The following is a 12,769-nucleotide window of genomic DNA, read 5'->3' on the forward strand; positions in this document are numbered from 1 at the left end:
CCGAAGGGCGTCCACCCGCAACACGGGGGTGGACGCCCTTCGGCTTGTCTCCATCGCGGCGGTGGTGCTGGGTCACGCATACCTGACGGACCTCACCTTCAGCCGGTACCTGGAGATCTGGCGGATGCCGCTGTTCTTCTTCCTCACCGGCTACTTCTGGACGCGCGGCCGCCCCTGGGCCACGGACGTGTGGGGCCGCTTCCGGAGCCTGATGGTGCCGTACCTGGTGTGGGCGGCGCTCATGTCCGTGGCCGCATTCGCGTGGTTCGCCGACGACCCCGACCTCCTGCGGCGCCTGATGATCACCGGCTGGTACGGGGGCGCGGACCAGGAGCCCCCGTGGTGGGCGTTCTGGTTCATCTCCGTCCTGTTCTTCACCACGGTGCTGCGCCGATTCCTCGAGCGCTTCCCGTCCGCCGTCGCCTGGGCCGTGGGCCTGGCCGGGCTGGCGTGGGCCCACCTCGTGCCGGACTCCGCGATCGCCCGCACGCCGCTGGGCGTCGGGCTGGCCCTGCCGTGCCTGTTGTTCGTCCTCAGCGGGGAGATGTTCCGCCGCCGCGTCCAGCCGCACGTGCGGCGCCACCGGACGCTCATCGGCGTCGGCCTGGTGCTGCTCGGGATGGTCGCGGTCCGGCTGGGCCTGGAGCCGCCCAACATCAAGTTCGGCGGCTTCGGCACGCCGGTGCTCACCCCCGCCGTGGGCGTCCTGATGTCCGCGGGGATGGTGCTCGTGTTCGGTTCCACGGTGGAGAGGCTGCTGCGCTCCTTCGCCCGACGCACCGGGACGGGTCAGGCCCTGCGCCGCGCCATCACCGCCCTGGTCCGGACGGGCACGGTGGTGGTGCTGCTGCACGGCTGGGTGCTGATGTGGGTCACGCGCCACGGCGTGGAGGACAACGCCGCCAAGTTCGCCCTCGCGCTCGCCCTCAGCTGGCTGGCAGGCCTCGCCCTGCTCGCCACCCCCCTGTCCAAGCCGTTCACGGGGGCGCGCCGCCGCTGGCACCCGGTGCACCGCCTGCGACGCGTGGAGCCCCCGCACCCCGTCACGTCCGCGCTGCCGCGCGTCACGACCGCCTCGGAGAGGACACACCCATGAGCAGGGATCATCGCCCCCCGATCCGCAATCCGTTCCTGCCGTCGACGCCGGAGGAGCCTGAGGTGCCGACCCGCGACGGCGGCCACCCGGCGGGTGACGGCGGCGACGCCGGCGCCCCGGCGGCCTCCACGGCGCGGGAGGATCGCCTCGCCGAGTTCCGGCTCGGCCCGGCGTTCCTCCCCCACCCGGCCGACCCCGCCGCGCCGCGGCAGCGTGCGACGCCGGCCGAGCGCGCGGTGGCTCCCGCGACCGCCGCGGCCGCTGAGCCGGCCTCGCCTGCCGCACCGGCCGACCGTGTCCCCGGCCCCGTGCCGAGCGCCCGCATCCTCGTCGTGTGCACGGGCAACATCTGCCGCTCCGCCTATGTGGAGTACGCGCTGCAGGCGCAGCTCAACGCCCTGCTCGGTGACCGGGGCCGCGCGGAGGTCACGAGCGCGGGCACGGAACCGAACCAGGCGCTGACCGTCCCCGGCCCGCTGCTCGACCTCGCACCGAGCCGCCGAGTCCGCGCCGCGTTGACGCAGCATCGACCGCAGCAGCTGACCGGGCGTTCGCTGGCGGGACAGGACCTCGTCCTGACCGCGACGGACGACCACCTGGACGAGGTGCTGCGCGAGGACCCCGCGGCGGTGCGCCGGACCTTCACGATCCTCGGCATGGGCACCCTCCTGCGCGACCACGGCGAGGAGCTCGCCGCGGCGGTCCCTCCGGGCGCGGGCGTCACCGCGCTCGTCACGGCGCTGGCGGAGCTGCGCTCCCGCCTGATCGCCCACGGGGAGCGGCCGGACGCGGATCTGCCGGACCCGTTCCGCGGCCCCGCCGAGGGCTACGCCGCGATGGCGCAGACCGCGCAGCCGATCGTCGAGCTGCTGGCGTGGGAGATCGACGGGGACCTCGTGGAGGAGGAGCCGACGGGCGCCTGACCGGCCAGCGTCAGAGATCGGGGACGGGGCCGCCTCCACTGCCACGCGCAGGGGTGCGCAGCCGGGGGGCGGACAGGCGCAGCCTAAGAATGCGTAGGCGCCGAGGATGGCGAGGACGAGCACGACGCCACCCCCATCTGCGGCGTCGACCAGAGCCACAGGACGGCGCACGCCAAGCCCGCCATGGAGGTGCAGGGCCCGTGAGGAAGACGCACACCGCGGCGGTGACGAGCAGGGCCACCTTCCACCGCCGCGTCCGCATCAGAGCGAGCGGCGACTGAGCCGACCGCGGGCGATGCAGTCAACAAGACCGATGAAGCCCGCGATCCGCGCCCATTAGCGCAACCAGTCCAGGTCTGGGATGCCCTGCGGCAGGGGGACGATCGCGGGGAACGGCATGCTCGGTGAACATGAGAATGGAACTCTGCAGGTGGATCTAGACAGGTCGCGCAGCTCATCGCGAGTCCTGCCACGCGTTCATGGATGGCACGTCAACACGGAGCACCCGGGAGCGTGCGGGTCTCGCGCCGTCAGTCCACGAATCCACCTGAACCCCCTTTAACTTTGCACCGGGCATCCGGCACAGTCACCGCCGGGCCTCCTTTGGGTCGACTAAGCTCGCGGCCATGGGAGAACGAGCGACGGGACAGCGACCGGCCGCCCCGCCGTCCCTGGACTTCGAGGTCCGCGTCCGCCTCGCCCACGCCCGCATCACGCATCTGCTGGACCGGGTCGGCATTCGCGGCCTGCACGTCAAGGGCTACGCCACGGAGCCCGGCGTCTACCCGGAGCACCGCCGCAGTTCGGACGTAGACCTGCTGGTCCATCCGGCCGATGCCACCGCCGTCATCGAGCTCCTGCACGCCCACGCCTGGGAACCGGTCGCTGACTTCTCGGAAGGGTCGATCTTCCAGCACGCGGCCACGCTCTGGCACGACCAGCTGGGGTATGTGGACGTGCATCGGCTCTTCCCCGGCCTCGGCGCGTCCCCCGAGGCGGCCTTCGACGCCCTGTGGAGCGAGCACGCCCACCTCGTGATCGCGGGCCGGCCCGTTCCGGTGCCGAGCCCGCGCCACCAGCGGCTCGTCGTGATCGTCCACGCGGCCCGCGACCCGTTCCGCGGTGGCCTCGACGTCCGGCACATCCGGGAGTCCCTCCCCGCCGAGAGCTGGGCCGCCCTGCGCGAGGAAGCCCACCGGCTGCACGCGGGCGCGGCCTGGCACGTCGCCACGGGCGAGGCCGCCGACGGCGTCGACACCCGGCAGCTGACCCTCTTCGCGGCGCTGCACGAGAGCCAGAGCGGTCTTGAGCTGTTCCGCACCCGGTGGCGGTCGGCCGCCACGGTGCGGGAGCGGGCCGTCCTCGTGGCCCGCACGATCCCGGTGAACCGCCCCCATCTGCAGATGCGCCTGGGCCGGCCTGTCACCCGCGCGGACCTGTGGCGCGAGCAGCGCGCCCGGCTCGGCGCACTCGCCGGCTGGGCCTGGACGAAGGCGGTGCGCCGTGACCGTTGAGACCACCGAGGGCTGGGCGATCTCCCCCGACATCGCGTGGGCCCGCACCGCCGGCGGCCAGGCCGCCGTCATGACGCTCGAGGCCGGTCAGCCGCTGCTGTTGGGCGCCTCGGGCGACGTGATCTGGGACGTCCTCGTGGGCGGCCGCACCCCGGAGGACGACCTGGTCGCGGATCCGCCGGTGCCGCTGTCGACGACGGACGTCACGGTCCAGGTGGCGGAGGCGTTCGGCCTCGCTCCCGCCGACGTCGCGGCCGACGTCCACGCCTTCCTCGAGATGCTCGAGGCGCACGGCATCCTCGTCCGCGTGAGGACGGCCTGACCCGCCTCAGCCCTCCGGCGCGAAGATCGCGTCGACCACCTGCTGCGCCCACTCGAGCAGCGGGACGTCCACGAGGTCCTGACCCATGACCGGCTTGGTCTTGGGACGCGGGATGAGGACGCCGTTCAGGGCCGGCTTGACCTGGGCGCCCTTGTACATGCGGGTCAGGCGCATCTGACGGGACTCCGGCAGGTCCGCGGCGGGGCCGAACTTCACGTTCTGCCCCAGCAGCATGACCTCGGTGACGCCCGCGGCTCGCGCCCGGTTGCGGAACCGGGCGACGGCGACGAGCGCCTCCACCGGCTCCGGCAGCGGGCCGTACCGGTCCTTGAGCTCCTCCACCACGGCGTCCACGGCGGCGTCGTCCGCGGCCTGGGCGAGGTTGCGGTACATCTCGAGGCGCAGCCGCTCCCCCGGCACGTAGTCGTGCGGCAGGTGGGCGTTGACCGGCAGCTCCACCTTCACCTCGGCGGGCGCGGTGTCCTCCTCGCCCTTGAAGTCGGCCACGGCCTCGCCCACCATCCGCAGGTAGAGGTCGAAGCCCACGCCGGCGATGTGGCCGGACTGCTCCCCGCCCAGCAGGTTGCCGGCGCCGCGGATCTCGAGGTCCTTCATGGCCAGCTGCATGCCCGCGCCGAGCTCGTTGTGGGTGGCCACGGCCTTGAGCCGTTCGAGGGCCACCTCGCCCAGGGGCTTCTGCGGGTCGTACAGGAAGTACGCGTACGCCCGCTCGCGGCCACGGCCCACCCGGCCGCGCAGCTGGTGCAGCTGCGAGAGGCCGTAGCGGTGGGCGTCCTCCACGATCAGGGTGTTGGCGTTGGCGATGTCCAGGCCGGTCTCGATGATCGTGGTGGAGACGAGCACGTCGAACTTCCGCTCCCAGAAGTCCACCATGATCTGCTCGAGCCGGGCCTCGCTCATCTTGCCGTGGGCGACGGCGATCCTCGCCTCCGGCACCAGCTCGGCGATGCGCTTGGCCACCTTGTCGATGGTGGTGACGCGGTTGTGCACGTAGAACACCTGGCCCTCCCGCATCAGCTCGCGGCGGATGGCCGCGGTGACCTGCTGGTCCGAGTACGGGCCCACCGAGGTGAGCACGGGGTGGCGCTCCTCCGGGGCGGTGGCCAGCGTGGAGGTCTCGCGGATGCCGGTGAGGGACATCTCGAGGGTGCGCGGGATGGGCGTGGCGGACATGGCGAGCACGTCCACGTTGGTGCGCATCTTCTTCAGCGCCTCCTTGTGCTCGACGCCGAAGCGCTGCTCCTCGTCCACGATCACCAGGCCCAGGTCCTTGAACTGCACCTGGTCGGAGAGCAGCCGGTGGGTGCCGATCACCACGTCCACCTCGCCGTGCGCGAGCCCCTCGATGACCTCCTTGGACTCCTTGGCGGTCTGGAACCGGGAGAGCGCGGCCACCTTCACGGGGAAGCCGGCGAACCGGTCGGAGAACGTCTGGTGGTGCTGGCGGGCGAGCAGCGTCGTCGGGACGAGCACGGCCACCTGCTTGCCGTCCTGCACCGCCTTGAACGCGGCGCGCACGGCCACCTCGGTCTTGCCGAAGCCGACGTCGCCGGAGACGAGCCGGTCCATGGGGACGGCCGCCTCCATGTCCTTCTTGACGTCCTCGATGGTGGTCAGCTGATCCGGCGTCTCGATGAACGGGAACGCCTCCTCCAGCTCGCCCTGCCACGGGGTGTCCGGGGCGAACGCGTGGCCGCGCGAGGCCATACGGGCCGAGTACAGGCGGATGAGCTCGCCGGCGATCTCGCGGGTGGCGCGCTTGGCCTTGGACTTGGTCTGCGCCCAGTCCGAGCCGCCCATCTTGGACAGCGACGGCGTCTCCCCGCCCACGTAGGTGGAGATCAGGTCGAGCTGGTCGGTGGGCACGAACAGCCGGTCGCCGGGGGCGCCGCGCTTCGAGGGCGCGTACTCGAGCACGAGGTACTCGCGGTAGGACTCCTCGGTGCCGGGGGCGGTGCGCGGGCCGCCGGTGACCTTGCGGCGCTGCAGCTCCACGAAGCGGGCGATGCCGTGCTGGGAGTGCACCACGTGGTCGCCGGGCTGCAGGGTCAGCGGGTCGACGGCGTTGCGCCGCTTCCGGGCCAGCCGCGCTCCGGGGGCGCGCGTGCCCGCGGTGCGGTGCCGGCCGAAGAGGTCGTGCTCCGTGATCAGGGCGATCTGCGCGTCCGGGATCGTGAAGCCGGAGCCGACGGGCGCCGCCGCGATGGAGACCCGCCCCGGGGCGAGGTCGGCGGGCAGGGGCCCGTCCACCACGGAGGCCGTGAGGCCGGCCTCCGCGTTGAGCTCGGCGAGGCGGCGGGCGGAGCCGGGGCCGTCGGTGAGGACCACGGCATGCCACCCTTCCGCGAGCCGGATGCGGGTGTGCGCGACCATGGCCTCGATGTCGCCCGAGAAGGTCTGCGCGACGCCGAGGGTGGCGCGCAGGGTGGCGGCGTCGGGCAGCAGCTCGGCGTCCGAGACCAGCGCGGTGACGGACCAGAACCCCTGGTCCTGCTCGAGCGCGGCCGCGCGGAGTTCGGCCACCGTGAGGAACCCGCCCGCGGCGGACTGGTCCGCCCCGGCCACGTCCACCGGGGCGACCGCGCCCTGCGCGGCGCCGGCCCACGCGGCCTGGAGGAACTCCTCGTTGGTGGCCAGCAGGTCGTCGGCGCGGCCGCGCAGGCGCTCGGGCTCCACGAGGACGGTCAGCGAGCCGGTGGGCAGCATGCGGGGCAGCGACGTCATGGCCTCGGCCAGCAGCGGGGAGAGGGACTCCATGCCCTCCACGGCCACGCCCTCGGCGATCCGGTCCAGCATGTCCGCGGCGGCGGGCATGGCCGGGATCAGCTCTTTGGCGCGCCGGCGCACGTGGTCCGTGATCAGCAGCTCGCGGCACGGGGGCGCGTACAGCTCGGAGGGGTGGCCCGAGCCGTCCTCCGTGGTGTCCTCGAGGGAGCGCTGGTCCGCCACGGAGAACCAGCGCATCTGCTCCACCTCGTCGCCGAAGAACTCGATGCGCACGGGGTAGTCCTCGGTGGGCGGGAACACGTCGATCAGCCCGCCGCGCACCGCGAACTCGCCGCGACGGCTGACCATGTCCACGCGCGAGTAGGCGGCGTCCGCGAGCGCGGCCACCACGCCGTCGAAGTCCCGTTCCTCCCCCGTCCGCAGGGTCACGGGGCTCAGCTCGCCGAGCCCGGCCACGAGGGGCTGCAGCACGGCGCGCACGGGGGCGACGACGATGCGCAGCGGGCCCTCCGCGTGCTCCTCGGGGTGGGCGAGGCGGCGCAGCACGGCCAGGCGGGCGCCCACGGTGTCCGAGCGCGGGGACAGGCGCTCGTGGGGCAGCGTCTCCCAGGACGGGAACAGCGCGGCGGCGCCGGCGGGGGCCCAGGCGGCGAGGTCGGTCACGAGGTCCTCGGCCTCGCGGGTGGTCGCGGTGACCACGAGGACGGCGGCGCGCTCGCCGTGGCCCTCGGCCAGCGCCTCGGCGAGGACGGTCAGCAGGGGCGCGCGGGCGCCGTCGGGCAGGCCGATCTCCAGTTCGACGCCCCGGGCCTCGAGCGGCCGGGCGGCGGAGGCGGCGGCCGCCTCGAGCGCGCGTTCGGCGCGCAGGCGCGGCAGCAGCGGGGCGAGGACGGGGGTGGTCTCGGGGGCGCTCATGCGCGGACCTCCGGGGTGGCGGTGGAGCCGTCCGTGGCGGCGGGCAGTTCGGTGGTCATGATCTCCCGGATCTCTTCGAGGAAGGCGAGGACGTCGTCGGCGCCGCCCACCGGGCCGCCGGCGGTGAGCCGGTCCGTGCCGAGCAGCACCGCGGTGGGGAACGAGTGCAGACCGAGGGCCTGCGAGGCGGCGCCGGCCGGGTCGGCGAGCACGAGCGACGCGTCGACGGCGCCGCTGTGGATCGCCCCCTCGGCGCCGGGGGCGTGCTGGGGCATGAGGACCCGCAGCCGGACCGGCCCGAGCGCGTCCTTGAACTCGTCCAGCCGGTCGATCACCCGCGTACAGGAGCCGCACCCCGTGGACAGGCGCAGGGCCACCACGGCCCCGTCCGCGACCAGCCGGTGCAGACCGGTGTACTCGCCGTCCGCGACCACGACGGCGTCCGGGAACGGGTGGCGTTCGGGCTCGGCGGCGTCGGCCGGGTCGACGGCGGCCGGAGCCTCGGGCGTGGGCGTCGCCGGGGCGGCGTCGGGTGCGGCCGGGACGGACTCGCGCCCGGCCAGGAACGCGGCGGTCGCGAGCAGCACGGACACGAGCAGGGCCCACGCCCACGCCCCGGCGCCGAAGGCGGTGAGAGGCTGCCAGGCCAGGCCCGCGCCGTGCACCGCCAGCGAGACGATCCCCTCGGCCAGGGCCAGGACGGCGAGGGCCAGGAAGACGACGTTGCGGACCACGGTGGTGCGGGAGATCGGGGCGGCCGAGGCCTCGCCGAAGCAGCCGCAGGAGACGCCGTCGTCCTGGGCCCGGACCACGAGCGCGAGGAAGGCGGCGAAGAGGGCCACGGCGACCAGGCCGACGACGGGACGCAGCAGGGTGAAGGGCTGCAGGAGGGCGGCGGCGAGCAGCAGCTCGAGCCAGGGGAACGCGCGCGCCAGGGCGGGGGCCGCGAACGGGCGGGGCACCCTGAGCCGGGTGAACGTGGCCTGCACGTCCTCGCCGGAACGGAGCTTCGCCGTCCCGCTCAGGAGCAGGATGAGGGCCACGGCCCAGAGTGCCGACATGGCGGACACACCTTCCAGGGGGTTCACGAGGGGTCGCGCGGCCGGTCCCGGCGCCGTGCACGGGACCCGGGTCGCGGAGGCCAGCATATAAGGTGAGGGATGGACGCCCATCGCCGTCGGCGAACCGGTGCCGGCCCTCTCATGGCCCGCCGGGCGCGGTCCGACTTGACCCCGAGGAGACACCGTGGCCTTTTCCGCTCAGCAGTCCATCCCGCACCCGCCGTCGGCCGTGGCGGCCGCCCTGGCGTCCGAGGACTTCCACCGTTCCGTGGTCGAGTCCTTCGGCGGCTCCCTGGTCTCGTTCTCCGTGGAGGGCTCCCCGGAGGGCCCGATGACCGTCACCGCCGTGCGCTCCCTGCCCGCGGACCGCATCCCGGACCGTGTCCCGGACATGGCCCGCAAGCTCATCGGCTCCGCCCTCCAGGTGGAGCAGGTGGAGCGCTGGGACGCGCCCGCCGCGGACGGCTCCCGCGCCGGCACCACCACCATCACCGTGCCCTCCGCCAAGGCGACGGCGGACGGCGCCCTCCGCCTGACCGCCGCCGGTGAGGGTTCCCAGTTCTCCGTGGACGGCACCCTCGTCTGCCGGATTCCGCTGGTGGGCTCGAAGCTCGCCGCGAAGGCCGAGCCGATGGTCGGCAAGGTCGTCGATCGTCAGGCCCGGGCGCTGTCCTCGTGGCTCGAGCGTGACGGCGGAGCAGCGCGCGGTTGATCTCGTTCCCCCGTCGCCCGGCGCCGACGAGCCCGTCTCCGCCTGCCCAGCGGGGGCGCCGGGCCCTCCCCTCGCCGGACGCCGTGCTCATCGTGTGCACCGGCAACGTGTGCCGATCGGCCTATGCGAGCCGGGCCCTGCAGGGACGGCTGGCGGCTCTGGTCCCCGGCCGGGTGGAGGTCGGCAGCGCCGGCTCCCAGCCGAACCAGGCCCTGACGGTGCCCCCGCCGCTCGTGCGGCTCGGCGCCGAGGCCGGTGTCGCCGGCCTCGCGGACCATCGGCCCGCCGCGTTGCAGCCGTTCATGGTCGCGGAGGCGGATCTCGTGTTGGCGGCGGCTCAGGAGCACATGCGCTTCGCGCTGCGGGAGGTGCCGCAGGCCGTCGCGCGGGTGTTCACCGTACTGGAGCTCGCGGCGCTGGTCCGCATCTTGGACGCGCGGGACGGACGGGACTGGATCCCCGCGGGCCGAGGAGTGCGTGCCTTCGCGGCGGAGGCGGCCCGCCACCGGGCCCTCGCGCGGTCGACCGCCCAGCCCCTCGACGTCGTGGACCCGTTCCGCGGACCGGTGGAGGGGTACGCGGAGATGATCCGGATCATGGATCCCGCGCTGGAGACCATCGCGGATGCCCTGGCCCGTGCCGTGACCCCGACCCCCTGAGCGTGGGGCTGCACCCCCGTCGAGGATGTCGCGGGGCGGGAGGTCAGTGGAACGCCTGCTGGGCGGGCTCGAGCCCGTCCGTGACGAGCTTCTCGACGGCGTCCGCCGCACGGTCCACGTGCAGGGGCAGGACGTCCTGCTCGGGCTTGGTGAAGGGGCGCAGCACGAAGTCGGCCACGTCCATGCGGCCCGGGGGCCGGCCGATGCCGACGCGCACGCGGGCGTAGTCCTTCGTGCCCAGCGAGGCGGTGATGGACTTCAGGCCGTTGTGGCCGCCCTCTCCCCCGCCGCGCTTGAGGCGCAGGGTGTCGAACGGGATGTCCAGCTCGTCATGGACCACCACGAGGTCCTCGGGGCCGATCCCGTAGAAGGACGCCAGCGCGGAGACGGGGCGTCCGGAGACGTTCATGTAGCCGGTGGACTTCGCGAGCACGACGCGCGGCCCCCCGATGCCGAGGCGACCCGTGGCCACCACGGCGCCGGCCCGGTGGCGGGTGAACCCGACCCCCATGCGGGAGGCGAGCTCATCCGCCACCATCTGGCCGACGTTGTGACGGGTGCGCTCGTACTCGGGCCCGGGATTGCCGAGCCCGACGATGAGCGTGGTCCCCGTCGTCACGGCGTGATCAGTCCTCGGAGCCCTCGGACTCGCCCTCGGCAGACTCGGCGGCCTGCTCCTCCTGCACGGACTCGTCGCCGAGGTCCTGCTCGACGACCTCGCTGACGGTGGCGATGACGATGTCGTCCTCGAGCTGCAGGGTGGTGCCGGCGGGGACCTGCACGTCCGTGGCGTACACGTGGTCGCCGGCCTCGCGGCCCTCGATGGAGATGGTGACGGCCTCGGGCAGGTCGGTTGCCTCGGCCTCGACCGGCACGGTGACGTAGTCCAGCACGTACTCGTTGCCGGGGGCGACTTCGCCCTCGACCTGCACGGTGACCTCGACGATGACCTTCTCGCCGCGGCGGACCTCGATGAGGTCCAGGTGGTCCACGGTGTCCTTGATGGCGTGGCGCTGGATGTCCTTGGGCAGGACCAGGTGCTCCTCGCCGGCCTCGTTCACGACGGTGAGCAGGGCGTTGGGGTTGCGGACGGCCAGGGTGGTCTCCTGGGCCGGCAGCAGCAGGTGCACGGGCTCCTGGCCGTGGCCGTAGACGACGGCGGGGATCAGGCCGGCGCGGCGGGCCTGGCGGGCGGCGCCCTTGCCGAAGTCGGTGCGGCGGGTGACCTTGATCTTGAGCTGGTCAGACATGGTGCGTCCTCCTGTGGGGGTCTCGGCCGCGCAGCCGGGGGCGGCGCGGGATGCGGCCAGGAGGGGGCTTCAGTGCCGCAGCGGGTCAGCATGCTGACGCGCGGCGGCGGCCTCGTCGATCACGGAGCGCGCGCTCCCTCGCCTGGGCAACCTGGACAGGATAGCACCGGTGGTGCTCGACGCGTTCAGCGGCCCGCGCGTCGGGACCGCTCGATGATGCGGTCCAGCTTGCGGCGGTGGGCCCGGTCCTTCGCGGGGGCGCCATGGTCCTCCTCGTCCTCCTGGGCGCTCAGCAGGAGTCCGCAACCGAGCACGATGGCGCCGAAGATCGTGATGAACACCTCCCCCAGCTGGAGCGAGGCCACGAGGATGATGAGGGCGGCCGCTTCGACGGCGACACGGGAAGGCGAGCGGTGCGTCCGGGCGAAGGGCCGCAGGCACAGCCAGAGGTAGGCGCCGACCACCACGACCAGGAACGGCCAGCCGCCCTCGACCAGGAGACCCAGGTAGGAGTTGTGGAAGAACATGGACACGTGGTCCAGGTCCACGAATGCCGTGGAGAGGCCCTGGCCGAAGAAGGACGTGTCCGCGACCTTCTCCGCGGACGCCTCCTGGATCTGCGCACGGAACCAGTCCGTGCCCGTGCGGTCTCCGAAGATGCCGAGGTCGGCCAGGTTCTCCTCGGCCCAGCTGACGAACCAACCCATGACGACCCCCAGTGCGATACGCAGGACCCGCCCCAGGTAGGGGCTCACGAGGATCCACACGACCGCGCAGAGCAGCGCGGCCATCGAGGTCCGCGAGCCGGTGAGGAACGTCAGGGCGGAGCCGGCGCCCAGCACGAGGAGCTTGGGGCCCATGCGCTGCATGGTGGCCACGAGCAGCACGGGCAGGAGCGCGTAGAAGAGGCCGGAGACGTTCTTGTCCCCCAGGAACCCGGTGAGGTAGCCGCCGTAGGTGTCCGGGGCCAGGCCCGCGTAGAAGAGGGGCACGTTGACCAGTGCTCCGGCCGTCATCCCGTAGAGGATGCCCTTGATGTCGATCCGCTCGCTGGCGATGGCGTAGATCAGCAGGATCAGGAGCGTGATCCTGGTGGCGCGCCGGGTGGGGTCAAGGTCGTTGTGCACGGTCACCGCGACGAGATACGCCACCAGGGCCAGTGCGCCGAGGGCCAGCACGCCGTACTGGGAGAGGTCCCGGCGGGGCTCTCGGAACGAGGCGAGGAGCAGCAGAAGGATCGCGGAGAACTCTGCGAACGGGATCGGCAGGCCGGGAGCGCTGAACGCCTCCACCACCAGGCCGGTGGCCAGCACGGCCTCGAACAGCCGCGGTGAGGCCGACGTGACCAGCGGGTTCCACGGAGAGCGGGTCCACGCGGCCTGACCGTCCTCGACGAGGCCGAGCGAGGCGTGGCGCCTGGCCGGCCGGGCCTCGGGTGGCGCAACGGCCCCCATAGCGCGGGCAGCCGTCCGGTTATGGGGCGTGCTCGAGCGCATGGTGCGGAACCTTTCATGGACGCCGGGCGATACGCGGCTCAGCGTAGCGCGGTGGCGGGCGTCGTCCCCGGGT

Annotated in this window: 11 protein-coding genes; 6 read left to right on the top strand and 5 right to left on the bottom strand. The window is 73.4% G+C overall.

Features of this window, described 5'->3' with window-relative positions:
- The first annotated feature begins 28 nt into the window (after window positions 1-28).
- From HDA34_RS04290 to HDA34_RS04305, 4 genes are all read left to right on the top strand, one after another.
- Window positions 29-1,096 carry an acyltransferase family protein gene (locus tag HDA34_RS04290; RefSeq protein WP_060973874.1) on the top strand — a complete coding sequence of 356 codons (1,068 nt, stop codon included), beginning with the start codon at window positions 29-31 and terminating at the stop codon, window positions 1,094-1,096.
- Window positions 1,093-2,019: an arsenate-mycothiol transferase ArsC gene (locus HDA34_RS04295; protein WP_095353456.1), complete on the top strand. Its 927-nt coding sequence runs from the start codon at window positions 1,093-1,095 to the stop codon at window positions 2,017-2,019. Before HDA34_RS04290 ends, HDA34_RS04295 begins: the two co-directional genes overlap by 4 nt.
- 626 nt (window positions 2,020-2,645) lie before the next feature.
- On the top strand, window positions 2,646-3,533 hold the full coding sequence (locus tag HDA34_RS04300; RefSeq protein WP_060973876.1) for a nucleotidyltransferase family protein: 888 nt from the start codon (window positions 2,646-2,648) through the stop codon (window positions 3,531-3,533).
- Window positions 3,523-3,855 (top strand): PqqD family protein, encoded by a 333-nt coding sequence (locus tag HDA34_RS04305; RefSeq protein WP_060973877.1) that lies wholly within the window; start codon window positions 3,523-3,525, stop codon window positions 3,853-3,855. The genes HDA34_RS04300 and HDA34_RS04305 overlap by 11 nt, the downstream gene beginning before the upstream one ends.
- A 6-nt stretch (window positions 3,856-3,861) precedes the next feature.
- On the opposite strand, the gene mfd is transcribed toward HDA34_RS04305, so the two are convergent.
- Both mfd and HDA34_RS04315 read right to left on the bottom strand, forming a co-directional pair.
- Entirely contained in the window at window positions 3,862-7,518 is a 3,657-nt protein-coding gene (gene mfd / locus HDA34_RS04310) for a transcription-repair coupling factor (protein WP_060973878.1), read from the bottom strand.
- Window positions 7,515-8,579: a MauE/DoxX family redox-associated membrane protein gene (locus tag HDA34_RS04315; RefSeq protein WP_060973879.1), complete on the bottom strand. Its 1,065-nt coding sequence runs from the start codon at window positions 8,577-8,579 to the stop codon at window positions 7,515-7,517. The genes mfd and HDA34_RS04315 overlap by 4 nt, the downstream gene beginning before the upstream one ends.
- A gap of 184 nt (window positions 8,580-8,763) precedes the next feature.
- On the opposite strand from HDA34_RS04315, the gene HDA34_RS04320 reads away from it, so the two are divergent.
- Together HDA34_RS04320 and HDA34_RS04325 are read left to right on the top strand one after the other, a co-directional pair.
- Entirely contained in the window at window positions 8,764-9,291 is a 528-nt protein-coding gene (locus HDA34_RS04320) for a DUF2505 domain-containing protein (RefSeq protein ID WP_060973880.1), read from the top strand.
- 83 nt (window positions 9,292-9,374) lie between these two features.
- Entirely contained in the window at window positions 9,375-9,950 is a 576-nt protein-coding gene (locus HDA34_RS04325; RefSeq protein WP_060973881.1) for an arsenate-mycothiol transferase ArsC, read from the top strand.
- A 43-nt stretch (window positions 9,951-9,993) separates the two neighbouring features.
- Here HDA34_RS04325 and pth read toward each other — a convergent pair whose 3' ends face one another.
- The 3 genes from pth to HDA34_RS04340 all read right to left on the bottom strand — a co-directional run bounded on the left by pth (window position 9,994) and on the right by HDA34_RS04340 (window position 12,654).
- A complete protein-coding gene (gene pth / locus HDA34_RS04330) occupies window positions 9,994-10,569 on the bottom strand; it encodes an aminoacyl-tRNA hydrolase (RefSeq protein WP_010079281.1) in 576 nt (191 codons plus the stop codon).
- 7 nt (window positions 10,570-10,576) lie between these two features.
- The gene (locus HDA34_RS04335) at window positions 10,577-11,200 is read right to left on the bottom strand and encodes a 50S ribosomal protein L25/general stress protein Ctc (protein ID WP_134377309.1); all 624 of its coding nucleotides are present in this window, start codon (window positions 11,198-11,200) and stop codon (window positions 10,577-10,579) included.
- Window positions 11,201-11,385: 185 nt separating this feature from the next.
- Window positions 11,386-12,654, bottom strand: coding sequence for an O-antigen ligase family protein (locus HDA34_RS04340; protein ID WP_220482123.1), 1,269 nt, complete (start codon window positions 12,652-12,654; stop codon window positions 11,386-11,388).
- Between the last annotated feature and the right edge of the window lie 115 nt (window positions 12,655-12,769).

The sequence above is a fragment of the Micrococcus luteus genome (assembly GCF_014138885.1).
Classification (GTDB): Bacteria; Actinomycetota; Actinomycetes; order Actinomycetales; family Micrococcaceae; genus Micrococcus; species Micrococcus luteus.